The sequence below is a fragment of the Halopelagius fulvigenes genome (assembly GCF_042662625.1).
GTDB classification, from domain to species: Archaea; Halobacteriota; Halobacteria; order Halobacteriales; family Haloferacaceae; genus Halopelagius; species Halopelagius fulvigenes.
Map to the genome: position 1 here is coordinate 553,142 of NZ_JBHSXH010000015.1, position 15,051 is coordinate 568,192.

Sequence of the window (15,051 nt, forward strand, 5' to 3'; positions counted from 1 at the left end):
ATATCTATCACGGCAAGTTATGCCATAACTCCGTCTCTCGGAGTCGGTGGCACTCATGACAGACACGAACGACGCCGACAGAGCCCGTCCGGACTTCGAGCGGTGGGACTACGACTCCGCGATCGACGCTCCGCCGCCGGACGAGCTGTTCGACGCGCTCGCGGACGCCACGAGGCGGCGGACGCTGTGGCTACTCTTGGACGAGCGTCGGACGACGGTGGAGGAGCTCGCCGACACGCTCCTCGGGTGGCGAACCGCGGAGCGCGGCGTCGTCGGGGCCGACGAACGGGAGAAGGTTCTCCTGTCGCTCCACCACATCCACCTCCCGATGCTGGCGGACCGCGGACTCGTCGCGTACGACGAAGCCGACGGCGACGTCCGACTCCCGTCGCTCGCCGAACCCGTCCGCGACGCGATCCGGCTCAGCTATCGGTACGAACGGGCGACGGGGGCGAGCGGTTCGCGTTGACGCTCCAGTTCGTCATCGAGGAGGCGGAGAAGCGCCGAAAGAGCGCCGTGTACTACGCGCCGGAGGAGGGCGACCTGCCGGCGCAGTTCGACGCGCAGAACGTCGAGATGGAGTACCGCGACGTCCCGCCGGGCGGTCCCGACCCGTTCGTCACCATCTTCGACGGCGGGCGGTTCCTCGGAGCAGTCTCCGTCGAGAGCCTCCGAACGTTCCTTTGGCCGCCGATACGGCGCCCGTACGACGCGACGGACCTCTCGCCGGAGTACCGGGCGCTGGTCGAACTGTTGGACGACACGGTGTTCGCCTCGCTGTCGCGGCGACAACTCCTCGCGACCACCCGGGAGTTCGAGGACCGCGCGTGGCGGACGGGGCGGGGGAGGCTCCACGTCGGGTTTCAGTCGCGGTCGGCGTTTCGAGCCCAACGGTCTCTCTACCGGCGGATGGCCGCAGAGACGGACCTCGACGTCCACGTCTACCGCGCCGGTGACGACGGGACGGACGACGACGCGAGCGACGACGGCGTCGCGGAGTCGGGGCTGACGCTCCACGTCGGGTCGGAAGCGGAGTTCGGGCGACACTGGTTTGTCGTCTTCGACGGGGGCGGGAACGACGGCCCGAAGAACGCGCTGGTCGCGGAACAGCGCACGGACGAGACGTTCTACGGCGTCTGGACGTACGACTCGGGGCTCGTGGACCGAGCGCTGGCGGAACTCGCGTAGAACGGCGGTTCGGCCGCGGCGGGTCGGCGAACGGGGCGGTTGCCCGCCTCAGTCGTGTCCGGAGACGCGGACCGGTTCGTACGGCTCTTCGAGGTACTCCGTATCCGACTCGGAGAGGTCGATATCGAGGGCTTCGACGGCGTCTTCGAGGTGTTCGACGCTCGTCGTGCCGACGATGGGCGCGTCCACCCAGTCTTTGCGAAACAACCACGCGAGGCCTATCTGGGCCATCTTCACGCCCTTCTCTTCCGCGAGTTCCTGCACGCGTTCGTTCACCTCGCGGCCGCCGCCTTCGAGGTAGGGGTGTTCGTGGGCGTACTCGTCGGACTCCCCGCGCGTGGTGGACCGCGCCTCCTCGTGGGGCCGGGCGACCCACCCCCGCGCGAGGGGCGACCACGGGATGACGCCGACGTTCTCCTTCTCGCAGAGGGGGAGCATCTCGCGTTCCTCCTCGCGGTACTGCACGTTGTAGTGGTTCTGCATCGTCGCGAACCGTTCGAGTCCGAGGCTGTCGGCGGTGTGGAGGGCGTCGGCGAACTGGTGGGCCCACATCGACGACGCGCCGATATACCGCGCCTTCCCGCGGCGGACGGCGTCGTCCAACGCGCGGAGCGTCGTCTCCATCGGCGTGTCGTCGTCGTAGCGGTGAATCTGCAGGAGGTCCACGGCGTCCATCCCCAACCGTTCGAGGGAGTTGTCCAACTCCTGTTCGATGGCCTTCCGGGAGAGGCCGCCCGAGTTGGGGTTCTCCTCGTCCATCTGGAAGTACACCTTCGTCGCCACCACCGCCTCGTCGCGGCGGCCCTCCAACGCCTCCCCGAGGACGCGTTCGGACTCGCCCTCGGAGTACATGTTGGCGGTGTCGAAGAAGTTGATTCCGAGTTCGAGGGCACGTTCGACGAGTTCCTTCCCCTCCTCCTCGTCCAACACCCAGTCGCGCCAGTCGCTGCTTCCGAAACTCATGCAACCGAGACAGATTCTCGACACCTCCATTCCCGTGTCGCCGAGCGTCGTGTACTCCATGCGTATCGCTACCGTCTCTGGCCTCAGCAAAGAAGTCACGGGAGGCGGTTCGGACCGCCGGAACCTCGTCGCCGGGCGAGTTCGGCCGCCCCCGGTCGGTGAGGCGTCGGGAGGCGGTCGTTCTCACCACAAAACGCACTAACAATTATTATGTTTCTGCGAGACGAGTCACCATGACCGCAGACTACGAGGCCGCGATAGCATCGTTCGAGTGGGACGTCCCCGCCGACTACAACCTCCCGGCGGTCGTCGAGTCGCACGCGGACTCGTTCGGCGACCGGGTCGCGCTTCGGTTCAGAGATTCCGACGGCGTCCGCGAGGAGCGAACGTACGACGACCTGCGGCGGGACGCGAACCGGTTCGCGAACGCGTTGGAGGCGGCGGGCGTCGGCCCGGGCGACCGGGTGTTGCACCTCCTGCCGCGACATCCGGACGTGTTCGCGATTCAACTCGGCGCGCTGAAGCGCGGCGCGTTGCTCGTCCCGTGTTCGTCGATGCTCAAACCGAAGGACATCGCCTATCGGGCGTCCGACTGCGACGCGACGGCCGTCGTCGCCCACGACTCTCTCGTCGGGATGGTCGACGCCGTCCGCGAGGAGACGCCCCTCTCGACGTTCGTCTGCGTCGGCGGGGGTCCCACGAGCGATAGCGAGGGGGACGACGTCGGGGCGCCCGACGGAAATCCCGACGGGTGGGACTCCTTCGACGAGTCGGTCGACGGGCGACCGGAGACGCACGAGGGGCCGGAACTCCGCGCCGAGGACCCGATGTCCATCAACTACACGTCGGGGACGACGGGTCAGCCGAAACCGGTGATGCACCGCCACCGGTGGATGCGGTGTTTCGAACTCGTGAACGCGCCGTACTGGTGGGGCGTCACCGCCGACGGCGTCGTCGCGCCGGGGTTCGAGGAGTCCGACGCGCCGACCCTCGACGACGAACTCCTGTGGGCGACGACCGGAACCGGGTGGGCCAAGTGGTTCTGGAGTCCCGTCGGCGTCGGACTCACGACGGGGGCGACGCAGTTGCTCTACGACGGCGAGTTCGACCCCGAGACGTTCCTCTCGGTGATGCAGGAGGAGGGCGTCACCCGCCTCTGCGCCGTCCCGACGCAGTACCGGATGTTCGCGCAGGCGGACCTCTCGGCGTTCGACATCGACCTCCGGGCGGCCCTCTCCGCGGGCGAACCGCTGAACCGCGAACCCATCGAGGCCCTCGAATCCGCGTTCGGCGTGACGCCGCGCGACGGGTACGGCCAGACGGAGACGGTGGCTCTCGTCTCCAACTACCCCGGGATCGACGTGAAGCCCGGGAGCATGGGCAAGCCGACGCCCGGCCTCGGCACGACGATAATCGACGACGACGGGGAGGAACTCGGCGCGAGCGACATCGGCGAAATCGCCGTCCCCGTGGGCTGCCCGGGCATCTTCGACGGCTACTTCGAACGCGAGGACCTGGACCGCGAGACGTTCGCGGGCGACTACTACCGGACGGGCGATTTGGCCTCCCGCGACGGGGACGGCTACTTCTTCTTCGAGGGGCGCGCCGACGACATCATCATCTCGGCGGGCTACCGAATCGGCCCGTTCGAGGTGGAGGACGCCCTCGTCTCGCACCCCTCGGTCGCCGAGGCGGCCGCCGTCGCCTCGCCGCACGAGGAACGCGGCGACGTGGTGAAGGCGTACGTCGTCCTCGCGGAGGGGTACGACGCGTCCGACGAGTTGGCGACCGAGATTCAGGAGTTCATGAAGGAGGAGACGGCCCCGTACAAGTACCCGCGCCGGGTGGAGTTCGTCGAGGAACTCCCGAAGACGTCGAGCGGAAAGATACGCCGCATCGAACTCCGCAAGCGCGAGGAGGAGGCGTTCGGGCGGTAGTTCGCCCCGCCGCGCGGACGTTCTCCGGCGGCTACACGTGCGGTTCCGGCAGCAACTCCTCGAACTCCCGCGCGGCGACCCACTCGCAGAGTTCGACGAGTTGGTCGCTCGCGGCCTCGAACATCTCCTCGCCCTTCTCCGCCGTCGCGTCGGTCTGGTCGCCGAGGACGCCGTTTTCGGTGTTATCGGCGGCGTCGTAGAACGTCCGCGACCCGTGCTTTACGGTCCCGGCCGCATCGACGCTCGGAATCCCGCCGTCTCTCGCCTCCTCCAGTCGGTCGTCGTGGACCAACTCCGAGCGGAGGTGCTGGATCATCGCCGTCTCCTTCGGTCCGCCGTGCGGTCCGTTCTGCTCGAACAACTCGTCCACGAGGTCAGGGATGCTCTCGTTCCACATCCACTCGATGGCGAACGCCGTCTCGTCCTGCCGGAGGCGCGCGCCCACCTCCCGGAGGTGGGGGACGTTCCCGCCGTGGGCGTTGACGTATATCACCCGGTCGATGCCGTGTTCCGTGAGGTTCCGCGTCAGCGACTCGACGTACTCGCGGAACGCCGGCGGGTCGACCCACATCGTCCCGTGGAACTGCCGGTGGTGACCGCTGACGCCGACGTTTATCGTCGGCGTGCAGAGGTAGCCCGTTCGCTCGGCGGCTTCCCGGGCGAACGCCTCCGCGATGAGGTGGTCCGTTGCCTCCGGCAGGTGCGGACCGTGCTGTTCCGTGGACCCAGTCGGGACCAACGCGAGCGATTCCTCCTCGAAGTACGTTTCGAGGTCGGGCCACGCTTCGTCTCCGAGGTACATCACCGAGATGTCCGGGAGGGACGACCAATAGGTTGGCGTGGAACTGCGCCGCACGGCGTGTCCGCCCCGGCCGAACCGCCTACCGTCCCTCGGCGGCGTTCGCCTCGCCGTCCGCCTCCGCTTCGAGTTCGTCGAAGAACGCCCCGACGCGGCGGCGTATCTCGTCGCGTATCTCCGCCGTCTTCTCCGGCCCCTCGCCGTGCGGGTCGTCGAGTCCCCAATCGCGGTTCTCGCCGCCCCACCCGGCGGGGCAGACGTCCTCGGCGGAACACCCCATGGTGACGACGTAGTCCGCGTCGGACAGTTCCTCGACCGTGACTTCCCGCGGCGTGCGGTCGGAGAGGTCGATTCCGAGTTCGGCCATCGACTCGACGACGTTCCCGTGGACGCCGTCGGCGGGGCGCGTCCCGCCCGTGAGGACGGTCGCGTCGAGTTCGCGTTCGTCGAGGTTTCTCCGCGCGAAGGCGTAGGCCATCTGGCTCCGCCCGGCGTTCTGGACGCAGACGAACGCGACGGTGGGTGAGGGTTCGACCATCGGCGGTGACTCTCGGCGGAGGCGGCATAGTCGCTTCGCCGTCTCAGAGCTATCGTCGCACCGTCCTTCGGCGGAGTCGGAACTAGGAGGTGTGAAAAACGGCAGAACCGTGGTGAGAATCGACGTGACCGCCGACCGCAGTACCGCTACCGTGTTGCGCTCTTACAGACGCTCGAGGTTCTTCGCGCGCGGGCCCTTGTCGGCCTGCTCGATCTCGAACTCGACCTCCTGACCCTCTTCGAGGTCCGGACCGCCGACGTCTTCCATGTGGAAGAACACGTCTTCGTCCGCGTCGTCGCTTTCGATGAAACCGTAACCGCCTGTGTCGTTGAAGAACGCAACCGTACCTTTCGCCATTACGCACGGTAAGACGGGCAGGGGACTCATAAGGATTCCGGCGTCTGTACCACGATGCGAACACTCACGTTTCCGCGGAGTCCGCGGTCAGAGACAGCACCGAGACGCGGCGGACGGCGTCGAAGTCCCGGAGGCGGTAGACGAGCGTTCGGACCCGTTCGGCCGGGCCCTCGCAGAACGCCGTTTCGAGGCACCACTCGCCGTGGTGGGTGTGACTCGTCGCGTCGATGACCTCCTCGAACTCGTGTTGGACGACGTGCAACTCGCCGATGACCGCCTCGTGTTCGTAGTCGAAGACGACGACGGCGGCGATGTCGCCCTCGGCGTCTTCGAGGCGACTGTGGGACTCGACGTACTCCAGCATCGCCTCGCGGATGGCGCGCGACCGGGAGTCGATACCCTCGGCCCGCCAGACGGCGTCGAACGCCGAGAGCACCTCCTCGGGCACGTTCAGACTGGTTCGCATACCCCGACGGTCGGCGGCGGAGGGACAAGAAGCCGACTGCTACGGACGCGACTCACTCCTCGGGAGAGTTCCGGACGATTCTGAGCCAGAAGTCCTCAACGGACTGGATGAACTCAACGAACTCCGCGGGTTCGACCGGTTTCTGGATGTACGCGTCCGCCTCCAGTTCGTGCGACCTGACCAAGTCCTCGCCGAGGTCCGAACTCGTCAGGGCGACCACCGGGATGTTGGCCACCTCGGGGTCGCCTTTCAGTTCGGACAGCACCTCGATGCCGCTCTTTCCGGGGAGTTGCAGTTCCAGCAGGATGAGGTCCGGACACGGGGCATCCTCGTACTCGCCGCGTCGGTGGACGTAATCGAGGGCGGACTCGCCGTCGGAAACCGCGTTCAGCGTGTTCAGGATCTTCGCGTCCTCGAACTGCTCTGTGAACAACCGCGTGTCGCCGGGACTCGGCTCGACCAACAGGATCTCTATCGGGTCAACTTTCGCGTCCGTAGCCATTACCTACACCTACGGATGCAAGAACAAAACGACGAGGTCAGTTAGATTGACCTGTTATCTACCCTATCATTTCGTCACGCACGGCGCAAATCCGTTCGCGGCGTCGGTCGGCGTTATTACGAAACCCCCGAATCGGTCTTAACAGGCGTTTTACGCCGTCTCCAACTATCTCCGCCATGGCGAGTGAAATTGTGGGGCTGTTCGTCGGGGCCGCGAGTCTCGGCGTCGTCCACGGCGTCGAACCCGGACACGGGTGGCCCGTCGCGGCGTCGTACGCGATGGAGAAGCGACGGAAGTGGGTCCACGGGACAGTCGCGGGTGTCGTCCTCGGCGTCGGCCACCTCGTCAGCAGTCTCGCGATGGTGGCCGTCTTCTTCGCCGCGAAGTCGTACTTCGACCTCGGAGAGGCGTCGTGGCTTCCGACCGTCGCGGGCGTCCTCCTGATACTCCTCGGCCTGCACGAACTCCGCGGGGGCGGACACGGGCACGACCATGACGGCAAGCATGAACACGACGACGGACACGAACATGGCGACGGACACGAACACGACGACCACCACGGTCACGACCATCGTCACGGCCGTTCTCACGGCCACAGTCACCACCGCGACGCCGACCCCGGAGCCGGTCTCTCCGCGCGCCTCCGCGGCGTCCTCCCCTCGGGCGGTCACTCGCACGACCACGACCGCTCGGAACCGGACGCCTCGGAGACGAGTCTCCGGAGTCTCGCCTCGTTCGCGTTCGTCCTCGGGTTCGCCCACGAGGAGGAGTTCGAGATCATCCTCCTCTGTTCGGGGTCGAACTACTGCCTCGAACTGATGACCGCCTACGCCCTCGCCGTCGTCGCCGGCATCGTCGGCCTCACGTTGCTCCTCGTGGCGGGGTACTACCGCTACGAGGACCGCGTGGAGGCAGTCGCGCCGTACTTCCCGACGCTCTCCGCTCTCGTCTTGATCGCGATGGGCCTCGGGTTCGTCCTCGGCGTCCTCTGACGCTCACTCCCGCGGTTCCCGGCCCATGCCGTGGAACTCGTCGTTCGGACGCATGTCCGCGAACATCGCCATCCGGTTCGAGAGGTTGAAGAAGGCCGTCACCGCCCCGATGTCCCAGATTTCCTCCTCGGAGTACCCCGCCTCGCGCAGGAGTTCGAAGTCGGATTCGCCCACCTCCGTCGGTCGTTCGGTGAGTTTCACCGCCACGTCCAGCATGGCGAGTCGTTCGTCGGAGACGTCCGCCGTCCGGTAGTTGGCGACGAGTTGGTCCGCGAGTTCCGGGTCCTCGGCGTAGATGCGGACGAGTGCGCCGTGGGCGACGTTGCAGTAGTAGCAGTGGTTGACGCCCGAGACGGCGACGATTATCATCTCCACCTCCTCCCTGTCGAGGGAGGTGTCCTCGACGAGGGCGTCGTGGTAGTCGAAGAACGCCCGGAAGTGACTCGGCTTGTACCCGAACGTCGCGAAGACGTTCGGCGTGAAGCCCGCCCTCTCCGTCTCCTCGTCGATTCGTTCCCGCAGGTCCGCCGGGAGTTCGTCGTACTCGGGGACCGGAAAGCGCCGCATCGCGTCGGAGTCGAACTCGACCATGCCGGTATTCCTCCCGGTCGACGCTTAATGATTTGCGCCCGCGTCGCGCGTGTCGCGCGTCGCGTGCGCCCGCCCGACACCTACAGGAAGGCCGTGGCGAACGCGTAAATCGCCCCGCTGAGTATCATCGCGGAGAGGAGAATCGCGAACCACCGGCGACCGTTTCCCGGGAGGGAGGGCGCGTCCGACGGGAAGTACGGCGAGAGCGGTTCGTTCGGACCCGGGTCACTGTTTCCCATATGACACCTTTTCGGCGCGCTTCGTATCACTGTTTCGTCGGTGCGGTAGTCGGGCCTCAAAACAGGTCCAGATAGCAGGTGACGACGAGAGAGACGGCGAACGGGACGGCGGCCACTCTCCAAAACGACCCGGCGGGCAGTCCCGCCAATAGGAGGCTGTCGGTCATCCAGGTGAAACAGACCGCCGTTAGAAGGATGACCGCGGCCGCCCCTATCGCGTCGGTAGACCGTCTTCCGAACACTGTCGTCGCCTCTCTGCGCGCAAGCGTAGTAACGATGTCGCGCCTCCGACGGATGAGAAACTGCTTTGGTTGGCGAACCTGACTCTCTCCCGATGCCCTCCGGCAAACTCACTCGGCGACGCGCACTCGCCGCTTGCGGACTCGGACTGATATCTCCCTTCGGCGGTTGCTCGCAGGTGTCTCCGACGGGCACCGCCGATTCGTCCCGGAAACTGGCGCTGTCGCTGTCTCCGTTCGAGGAGTCGCTTCGGGAGCGATACGTCGTCGATCTGACCGAGACGCGACCGTCGTGGGACGAGGAGGCGTTCGACGCGGCGTTGAACGGGTCGGCGTACACGACCCAACACCGCACGCCGTTCCTCGCCCGCGGCGACGACGAACCGACGTACGCGCGCCGGAACGGGACGTACTACCGCCTCGATTCGCTCGTCGTCGGCGAATCGGAGGTGACGCACCCCGTCCTCCGAGTGTACGAAGTCGAAGGGTCGAGTGGCGACGCCCCCGACGCCGTCGCCCACTCGTCGCTCCCGGAAGCCGACAGGCGGGCGGTCAAAATCGCGTACTTCGCCGCGCGGGCACGGGGGAACGTCGGCGGCGTCCCGTGGGGACTCGTCGAACGCGACGGCTACGTCTACCGCGACGAGGTGGCGATATCGTCCAGTCGAATCCTCTCGGACTCTGGCCCCTCGCGCGTCGAGTATCGGGAGACGGTCTACGAAGTCGAGGTGACGCGGGAGACGTTTCACGAGGCGGTGTACCGGGCGAACGTCGAACCGGTCGCCGACTCCGAATCGGAGATGGAGACGATTCTCCGGGCGCGCCTCCTCGACGCCCGAATCGCCCGCGAAGACCTCTCTCCGGGGGCGAGAAAGGTCGTACGGGACGCGATACGGGAGGCGCACAGCGAGTCGCACCCGTACTCGCCGGCCTTCGAGTCGGTGCTGAAGAAACTCGACCGCTGGACCTACCTCGACGGGAACGTCGAGAAGGACGGGGGCGTCGAGTCGGGCCGCCGCCGCGGATACCTCCGGTACGACGAGCGATACTTCGGGTACAGGCTCCAGTTCGTCTCGGAGGCGTGACGCCCCCGCGGACTCCGCTCACAGCCTGACCGCGAGGACGAACGTGCTCGACGCGACGAATATCCCCACCGCGAACAGACCGTAGTTGGCGATTCGACTCTTGGCGGGCCACAGCGACAGCGAGTACCGGTACCCCGAGAGCGGCCACAGGAAGTTCACCCCCATGGGGGTGAGCACGTCTCCGAGGAGATGCGCGACGACGGTGAGAGCGCCGACGAAGAAGCCGAACGCCGGGAGTCCGACGCCCGCGGGGCCGAGCGTGAGGGCGACGCCGAGGTCCGACCCCGCGGAGGTCAAAAGCTGCCCCGCGCCGGCGAACGCTCCGCCGACGGCCGCGGCGAACGGGAGCGAGTGCGTCGGACCGCGGTGGTCCACGAACGGAATCCGGTGGTCCACGTCCGGCAGCATCGCCAACCCCACCATCACCGCCCCCGTCAGGAACGCCAGCTCCGGCCGCCCGAGGCGGAGGAGGGCGAACCCGACGGGCGAGAACACCACGAGGGAGACGCCGTAGTGCCCCAGTTGGTACATACCCCCCGTCGGCGGGGCGGCCGGAAAAAGCGACCGGTCGCCGCCGGAGACCGTACCGGAAACGGTTATCTCTCGGCGACGTCTGTCTCCGCCATGTTCGGCCCTCTCGTTCGTATTCTCGACGGTCTCGGTGCGTGGGAGGTCACCGCACTCGTCCTCCTCGTCTCCGTCGGCGCGGCCCTCGCGTTGGAGTTCGTCGTCCTCCGCGCCGCCCGCCGCTACGTCACCCACACCGACACGGAGTACGACGACATCGTCCTCTCGGAACTGCGGGTTCCGGTCGTCCTGACGGCCGCACTCGCCGGCGTGTTCGTCCTGACGCAGGTGCCCGCCGTCCGAACGGCGGTGCTGGTGGACCCCGCGACCGTAGAGCGCTTCTTCGGCCTCCCCTCCCTCTCCGTCATCGTCGTCGTCTGGGCCGTCGCCGCGAACAGAACCGTCAACCGCGTCGTCGACTCCGTCTCCGAGAAGGGGAGCCGGTACGACTTCGCGCCGGTGTTCTCGAACGTCTGGACGCTCGTCGTCCTCGCCGGGGCCGCCGCGACGCTCCCACTTCCACCGCGGACGGCGACGCCCTCGGCGCGGACGTCGCCTTGAACGGCGGTCCCGCGGAGGAACGCCCCAAACGGTAACCTCGCGGGGGACAGAACGGCCGTATGGTCGCGCCGATGCAGTCGGCCGTCGCGGAACTCTTAGACGGCGTCCTCAACGCGTTCGGGCCGTTCGTCATCCCCGTCGCGTTGTTCGCGTTAGGGGCCGTCGGTTACCTGCTTTTAGTCTCCGTCGGGCGCGCGGGGGTCGGGGACGAGACGCCCGACGACGACACGCACGCGACGCTCCGCGACGACGGTGGAGACGGCGGAGAGAGAAACGCCGACCGGTCGGACGACGACGCCTGACCGGGCGGCGCGGGAGGGGCGGCGAGGAGAGGACCGTTCGGGCGGGGGTCAGTCGGCCTTCGTCTGTCGTTCGTCGCTTCGGACGAAGCGGTCGTAGGCGGAGGCGAAGTCCTCGTCCGCCTCGGCGGCGTCCTCCCACTCGTCGAGTCCGCGTTCCTCGCGGGTTCCCTCGACGGTGTTGTCGAGGACGAACGCGAACAGGCCGCCGACGGCCATGCCGGTAGAGCCGATGACGTAGACGGTGTTGGCGACGATCTGGGTCCCGAGAACCGGGCCGAACAGCCAGACGCCGCGCATTCCCTCTTGGAACGCCTGCGCGGACCCGACGTTACCCATGTACGAGGGGACGGCGAGGCCGACGAACAGGGCGACGCCGACGATGAAGACGTTGCGCGAGGAGTCGAGGTCGACGTACTTGAGATTCGAGAGGCCGACGGCGACGATCTGACCGAACATGGCGACGTAGAGGCCGCCGACGATGGGGTCCGGGATGGTGGCGACGAGTTGGCCGAAGTAGCCGACGAAGCCGACGAACAGCATCACCGCCGCGCCGATCTGGACGACGTAGCGCGAGGCGACGCCGGTGAGGCCTATCGCGCCGATGTTCTCCGAGTAGGAGGTGGACCCGCTCCCGCCCATGATGCCGGAGAACACGTTCATGATGCCCTCCATGCCGATACCGTGGTCGATGCGCCTCTTCGAGGGCGCGCCGACGCCCGAGAGGCGCGCGACGGCGTGGTAGTCGCCCAGCGACTCGATCATGGAGGCGGCGACGCCCGCGAGCATCCCGACGAAGAAGGAGGCGGTGAACTGCGGGACGCCGAACGCCACGGACCCGACGAGGGGGAGTCCGACCGTCACCGTGTTCGGCCCGCCCGCGAAGCCCCACTGCAGGGGGTAGATGGGCACGAACGCCGGCGCGGACAGCACCATCCCGAAATCCACGTACCCCGGCGTGCCGGGCGCGTAGACGCCGGCGGCCGAGAGGGCGGCGGCGACGACGTACGCGGCGACGATGCCGAGGAGGACCGGGAACAACTGGAACACGCGGTGGGCGGTGTCGAAGTACTGCGAGAACAGGACGATGAGAAGCAGGGTGAACGCGAGGAGCCACACGTTGCCCCCGGCGGAGGTCACCTGCGGCGTGTTGAAAAGCGAGAGGCCGATGAGCGCGATCGTCGGCGCGATGACGACCGGCGAGAGGTAAGAGCGGAGTTTGCCGAGGAGGCCGAGGTAGCCGACGACGATCTCGATGAGGGCCGCCGCGATGATGGCCCCCTGCAACTGGAGCAACGCCGCCTGCCAGTCGGGGCCGGCGGGGTTCGTCGCCGTTACGACGCCGACGACGGCGAGTGCGGGCGCGAGCATCGAGAACGGCGCGCCCTGCACGATGGGGTAGCGGTTCCCGAACGTCGTCTGCGCCAGCGTCGCCACCCCCGAGACGACGAAGAACGTCCCGACGAAGCGCGGGATAATCTCGGCGGGCATGCCGAGTGCGCCCGCGAGGATGAGGGGGACGGCGATGTTCGCGCCGACCATCGTGAGGTAGTGTTGGACGCCGAGAAGCAGCGAGGTTCCGAACGGCGGTTTGTCTTCGATGCTGTACTCCACGAACGACGAGTCGCCCCCGCGACTCATCTGTCATCCCCGTCCATGTCTGTCGATTGGGTTCGTATCGACGCACATATATCCGACGTTCTGCGTCCGACGCGACGCGCGAAAACGACGGCGCGGCGGCCTGCGTCGTCGTCGCCGGCGACTGACCCTCGTGCGGCGGTCACTCGGCGGGGGGAAGAAAATCGCAGAAGAGAGACGGCGCGACCGGTTCAGGCCGACGCGACGGCGTCCACCGGCGATATCCAGATGACGAGGTGGCCGTCGCGCTTGATGACGCCCTCGATGGCGTCGTCCTTCTCTAAGGGCGGTTCCTCGACGTCGTCCATGCCGACGCGGACGACCTGATACACCTCGTCGACCAGCCATCCGATGGCCGCTTCGTCGTCGAACTTCCCGGGGTCGAAGATGACGATGCGCTTCGACTCGTCCTCGTCGCCCTCGACGTTGAGAAGCGACTTCGGGTTGACGATGGAAGTGGTCCGTCCCCGCAGGTCCATCACGCCCTCGACGTAGTGGGGCGCGTTCGGAACCGCGGTGAGCGACCCCTTGTCGACTATCTCCGAGACGTAATCGATGTCGACGCAGTACGTCTCCGACCCGAGTTTGAACTCGAGCACCTGCACCTCTCGGGTTGACTCTTCTTCCGTGTCGTCTGCCGCCGCCCCGGTGGTCGCTCCGGCACTCGCGGCCTGTGTGTTCTGCGACATGTTGTGTCCTCCGACGCCGCCTCGGCGACGCCGGGCTTGCTCGTATCTGGCGCGAAGCCGCCAATAAATGTACGTACCCGATTATCAGCCGTGATTCCTGCCGGGGAGCGTTTAAGGTGCCCAATTCGGAACGTCGTCCATAGATGAGCGGACAGAACAGAGTACGAACGGCTTCGAGGCGGGCGATCCCCGCAGACCCCGGCGTTCCCGCGAGGGTAGCGGGGTCGCACCGATGAGCGCCGTCTCCGGTCCCGGTAACGGCGACGCGAACACCCGTGCCGTCGTTGTGGACGACTCGCGGTTCATGCGGACCCTCATCCGCACGCTGTTGGAGGACGGCGGCATCGACGTCGTGGCCGAGGCGGAGAACGGCGCCGACGCCGTCGACGTCGTCGGCGACTGCGAACCCGACGTCGTGACGATGGACATCGAGATGCCCGAGATGAACGGCCTCGAAGCGGTCGAGACCATCATGTCCGAGTGCCCGACGCCGGTGTTGATGTTGTCCGCGCACGCCGACGACGGGGCCGAGGTGACCTTCGAGGCCCTCGACAAGGGTGCGGTCAATTTCGTCACGAAACCCGGCGGGGAGGTCACCTCCTCGATGCCGCGGGTCAAACGCGAGTTGGTCGAGAAGGTCAGGTCCGCCGCGGCGGTCGACCTCTCGGCGGCGCGCAGGACGAAACGCGAGACGGCCGGCGGAGCGACCGACGGGCCCGCGCGGACGGACGACGCGGCCGAACCGACGAGTCCCGGTCGGACGTCGTCTTCGGGCGCGTCCCCGTCTTCGCGGGCGACGGAAGACGAGGGGGCGTACCCCGACGTCTCGACGGTCGTCGTCGGGGCGTCGACCGGCGGCCCGAACGTCGTCGAACGAGTTCTCGGGGACCTGCCGACGGCGGCGAACCTCCGAATCATCGTGGTGCAGCACATGCCGAAGGGGTTCACCGAACGCTTCGCCGACCGCCTGAACGACCGCTCGGAGTACGACGTCCGCGAGGCGAGCGACGGAGAGGAGATAGGCGTCGGCGAGGCGCGCATCGCCCCCGGCGGGTCGCACCTGCTCGTCACCCGCGACCGGGGCGGGCGACTCACGCTCGAACTCACCGACACGCAACCGGTCCACGGGGTCAAACCCGCGATAGACCTGACGATGGCTTCGGCCGTCGAATCGGTCGAGGGACCGCTGGCGGGCGTCCTCCTGACCGGCATGGGGCGCGACGGCGTCGACGGGATGGGTCGCATCCACGCCGCGGGAGGACACACTGTCGCACAGGACGAAGAGACGTCAGCCATCTTCGGCATGCCGAAGCGGGCCATCGAGACCGGCTGCGTCGAGACTATCGTACCCGCGGAGGGCGTCGCTGACGGCGTCCTGCGCGGCCTACAGGAGAACTAACG

At 67.3% G+C, this 15,051-nt stretch carries 18 protein-coding genes and 1 pseudogene; 8 read left to right on the forward strand and 11 right to left on the reverse strand.

What is annotated here, in order from left to right:
• Positions 1-55 precede the first annotated feature (55 nt).
• Both ACFQEV_RS12910 and ACFQEV_RS12915 read left to right on the forward strand, forming a co-directional pair.
• Complete coding sequence (locus ACFQEV_RS12910) at positions 56-469, forward strand: DUF7344 domain-containing protein (protein WP_379696663.1); 414 nt, start codon at positions 56-58, stop codon at positions 467-469.
• Positions 466-1,188 carry a DICT sensory domain-containing protein gene (locus tag ACFQEV_RS12915; protein WP_379696666.1) on the forward strand — a complete coding sequence of 241 codons (723 nt, stop codon included), beginning with the start codon at positions 466-468 and terminating at the stop codon, positions 1,186-1,188. Before ACFQEV_RS12910 ends, ACFQEV_RS12915 begins: the two co-directional genes overlap by 4 nt.
• A 48-nt stretch (positions 1,189-1,236) precedes the next feature.
• Here ACFQEV_RS12915 and ACFQEV_RS12920 read toward each other — a convergent pair whose 3' ends face one another.
• A complete protein-coding gene (locus ACFQEV_RS12920) occupies positions 1,237-2,211 on the reverse strand; it encodes an aldo/keto reductase (protein ID WP_379696669.1) in 975 nt (324 codons plus the stop codon).
• A gap of 173 nt (positions 2,212-2,384) precedes the next feature.
• Here ACFQEV_RS12920 and ACFQEV_RS12925 point away from each other — a divergent pair, with 173 nt between their 5' ends.
• Positions 2,385-4,088 carry an acyl-CoA synthetase gene (locus tag ACFQEV_RS12925; RefSeq protein ID WP_379696672.1) on the forward strand — a complete coding sequence of 568 codons (1,704 nt, stop codon included), beginning with the start codon at positions 2,385-2,387 and terminating at the stop codon, positions 4,086-4,088.
• 31 nt (positions 4,089-4,119) lie between these two features.
• Here ACFQEV_RS12925 and ACFQEV_RS12930 read toward each other — a convergent pair whose 3' ends face one another.
• The 5 genes from ACFQEV_RS12930 to ACFQEV_RS12950 form a co-directional block, all read right to left on the reverse strand.
• Positions 4,120-4,890, reverse strand: a complete 771-nt coding sequence (locus ACFQEV_RS12930) for a creatininase family protein (protein ID WP_379696675.1) — start codon at positions 4,888-4,890, stop codon at positions 4,120-4,122.
• A 79-nt stretch (positions 4,891-4,969) separates the two neighbouring features.
• Positions 4,970-5,425, reverse strand: a complete 456-nt coding sequence (locus tag ACFQEV_RS12935; protein WP_379696678.1) for an arsenate-mycothiol transferase ArsC — start codon at positions 5,423-5,425, stop codon at positions 4,970-4,972.
• Between the two features lie 162 nt (positions 5,426-5,587).
• Positions 5,588-5,782 carry a cold-shock protein gene (locus ACFQEV_RS12940; protein WP_092890212.1) on the reverse strand — a complete coding sequence of 65 codons (195 nt, stop codon included), beginning with the start codon at positions 5,780-5,782 and terminating at the stop codon, positions 5,588-5,590.
• 64 nt (positions 5,783-5,846) lie between these two features.
• Positions 5,847-6,248, reverse strand: a complete 402-nt coding sequence (locus ACFQEV_RS12945; RefSeq protein ID WP_379696681.1) for a CopG family ribbon-helix-helix protein — start codon at positions 6,246-6,248, stop codon at positions 5,847-5,849.
• Between the two features lie 52 nt (positions 6,249-6,300).
• On the reverse strand, positions 6,301-6,750 hold the full coding sequence (locus tag ACFQEV_RS12950; protein ID WP_379696684.1) for a response regulator: 450 nt from the start codon (positions 6,748-6,750) through the stop codon (positions 6,301-6,303).
• A gap of 176 nt (positions 6,751-6,926) precedes the next feature.
• Between ACFQEV_RS12950 and ACFQEV_RS12955 the strand changes: the two genes are divergently transcribed.
• Positions 6,927-7,742 (forward strand): hypothetical protein, encoded by an 816-nt coding sequence (locus ACFQEV_RS12955; protein WP_379696687.1) that lies wholly within the window; start codon positions 6,927-6,929, stop codon positions 7,740-7,742.
• Positions 7,743-7,745: 3 nt separating this feature from the next.
• On the opposite strand, the gene ACFQEV_RS12960 is transcribed toward ACFQEV_RS12955, so the two are convergent.
• Both ACFQEV_RS12960 and ACFQEV_RS12965 read right to left on the reverse strand, forming a co-directional pair.
• Positions 7,746-8,333 (reverse strand): peroxidase-related enzyme, encoded by a 588-nt coding sequence (locus ACFQEV_RS12960; protein ID WP_379696690.1) that lies wholly within the window; start codon positions 8,331-8,333, stop codon positions 7,746-7,748.
• Positions 8,334-8,413: 80 nt separating this feature from the next.
• Positions 8,414-8,572, reverse strand: coding sequence for a hypothetical protein (locus ACFQEV_RS12965; RefSeq protein ID WP_379696693.1), 159 nt, complete (start codon positions 8,570-8,572; stop codon positions 8,414-8,416).
• Positions 8,573-8,906: 334 nt separating this feature from the next.
• On the opposite strand from ACFQEV_RS12965, the gene ACFQEV_RS12970 reads away from it, so the two are divergent.
• Positions 8,907-9,896 (forward strand): hypothetical protein, encoded by a 990-nt coding sequence (locus ACFQEV_RS12970; protein WP_379696695.1) that lies wholly within the window; start codon positions 8,907-8,909, stop codon positions 9,894-9,896.
• 18 nt (positions 9,897-9,914) lie between these two features.
• Here the strand turns inward: ACFQEV_RS12970 and ACFQEV_RS12975 are convergent, their stop codons facing one another.
• On the reverse strand, positions 9,915-10,427 hold the full coding sequence (locus tag ACFQEV_RS12975; protein WP_379696698.1) for a metal-dependent hydrolase: 513 nt from the start codon (positions 10,425-10,427) through the stop codon (positions 9,915-9,917).
• Positions 10,428-10,520: 93 nt separating this feature from the next.
• On the opposite strand from ACFQEV_RS12975, the pseudogene ACFQEV_RS12980 reads away from it, so the two are divergent.
• Positions 10,521-10,976 (forward strand): annotated as a pseudogene (locus ACFQEV_RS12980) (mechanosensitive ion channel family protein); the annotation flags it as partial.
• Positions 10,977-11,083: 107 nt separating this feature from the next.
• The gene (locus tag ACFQEV_RS12985) at positions 11,084-11,326 is read left to right on the forward strand and encodes a hypothetical protein (protein WP_379696701.1); all 243 of its coding nucleotides are present in this window, start codon (positions 11,084-11,086) and stop codon (positions 11,324-11,326) included.
• A 48-nt stretch (positions 11,327-11,374) separates the two neighbouring features.
• Here the strand turns inward: ACFQEV_RS12985 and ACFQEV_RS12990 are convergent, their stop codons facing one another.
• Positions 11,375-12,964 (reverse strand): uracil-xanthine permease family protein, encoded by a 1,590-nt coding sequence (locus ACFQEV_RS12990; protein WP_379696704.1) that lies wholly within the window; start codon positions 12,962-12,964, stop codon positions 11,375-11,377.
• A 188-nt stretch (positions 12,965-13,152) separates the two neighbouring features.
• Positions 13,153-13,650 carry a chemotaxis protein CheW gene (locus ACFQEV_RS12995; protein WP_379696705.1) on the reverse strand — a complete coding sequence of 166 codons (498 nt, stop codon included), beginning with the start codon at positions 13,648-13,650 and terminating at the stop codon, positions 13,153-13,155.
• Positions 13,651-13,882: 232 nt separating this feature from the next.
• On the opposite strand from ACFQEV_RS12995, the gene cheB reads away from it, so the two are divergent.
• Positions 13,883-15,049 (forward strand): chemotaxis-specific protein-glutamate methyltransferase CheB, encoded by a 1,167-nt coding sequence (gene cheB, locus ACFQEV_RS13000; protein ID WP_379696708.1) that lies wholly within the window; start codon positions 13,883-13,885, stop codon positions 15,047-15,049.
• Positions 15,050-15,051 lie beyond the last annotated feature (2 nt).

Excerpts from the sequence above, each read along its gene's own strand:
- ACFQEV_RS12910 (WP_379696663.1), top strand. The coding sequence starts at position 56 with ATGACAGACACGAACGACGCCGACAGAGCCCGTCCGGACTTCGAGCGG.
- ACFQEV_RS12920 (WP_379696669.1), bottom strand. The coding sequence starts at position 2,211 with ATGGAGTACACGACGCTCGGCGACACGGGAATGGAGGTGTCGAGAATC.
- ACFQEV_RS12925 (WP_379696672.1), top strand. The coding sequence starts at position 2,385 with ATGACCGCAGACTACGAGGCCGCGATAGCATCGTTCGAGTGGGACGTC.
- ACFQEV_RS12930 (WP_379696675.1), bottom strand. The coding sequence starts at position 4,890 with ATGTACCTCGGAGACGAAGCGTGGCCCGACCTCGAAACGTACTTCGAG.
- ACFQEV_RS12935 (WP_379696678.1), bottom strand. The coding sequence starts at position 5,425 with ATGGTCGAACCCTCACCCACCGTCGCGTTCGTCTGCGTCCAGAACGCC.
- ACFQEV_RS12940 (WP_092890212.1), bottom strand. The coding sequence starts at position 5,782 with ATGGCGAAAGGTACGGTTGCGTTCTTCAACGACACAGGCGGTTACGGT.
- ACFQEV_RS12945 (WP_379696681.1), bottom strand. The coding sequence starts at position 6,248 with ATGCGAACCAGTCTGAACGTGCCCGAGGAGGTGCTCTCGGCGTTCGAC.
- ACFQEV_RS12950 (WP_379696684.1), bottom strand. The coding sequence starts at position 6,750 with ATGGCTACGGACGCGAAAGTTGACCCGATAGAGATCCTGTTGGTCGAG.
- ACFQEV_RS12955 (WP_379696687.1), top strand. The coding sequence starts at position 6,927 with ATGGCGAGTGAAATTGTGGGGCTGTTCGTCGGGGCCGCGAGTCTCGGC.
- ACFQEV_RS12960 (WP_379696690.1), bottom strand. The coding sequence starts at position 8,333 with ATGGTCGAGTTCGACTCCGACGCGATGCGGCGCTTTCCGGTCCCCGAG.
- ACFQEV_RS12965 (WP_379696693.1), bottom strand. The coding sequence starts at position 8,572 with ATGGGAAACAGTGACCCGGGTCCGAACGAACCGCTCTCGCCGTACTTC.
- ACFQEV_RS12970 (WP_379696695.1), top strand. The coding sequence starts at position 8,907 with ATGCCCTCCGGCAAACTCACTCGGCGACGCGCACTCGCCGCTTGCGGA.
- ACFQEV_RS12975 (WP_379696698.1), bottom strand. The coding sequence starts at position 10,427 with ATGTACCAACTGGGGCACTACGGCGTCTCCCTCGTGGTGTTCTCGCCC.
- ACFQEV_RS12985 (WP_379696701.1), top strand. The coding sequence starts at position 11,084 with ATGGTCGCGCCGATGCAGTCGGCCGTCGCGGAACTCTTAGACGGCGTC.
- ACFQEV_RS12990 (WP_379696704.1), bottom strand. The coding sequence starts at position 12,964 with ATGAGTCGCGGGGGCGACTCGTCGTTCGTGGAGTACAGCATCGAAGAC.
- ACFQEV_RS12995 (WP_379696705.1), bottom strand. The coding sequence starts at position 13,650 with ATGTCGCAGAACACACAGGCCGCGAGTGCCGGAGCGACCACCGGGGCG.
- cheB (WP_379696708.1), top strand. The coding sequence starts at position 13,883 with ATGAGCGCCGTCTCCGGTCCCGGTAACGGCGACGCGAACACCCGTGCC.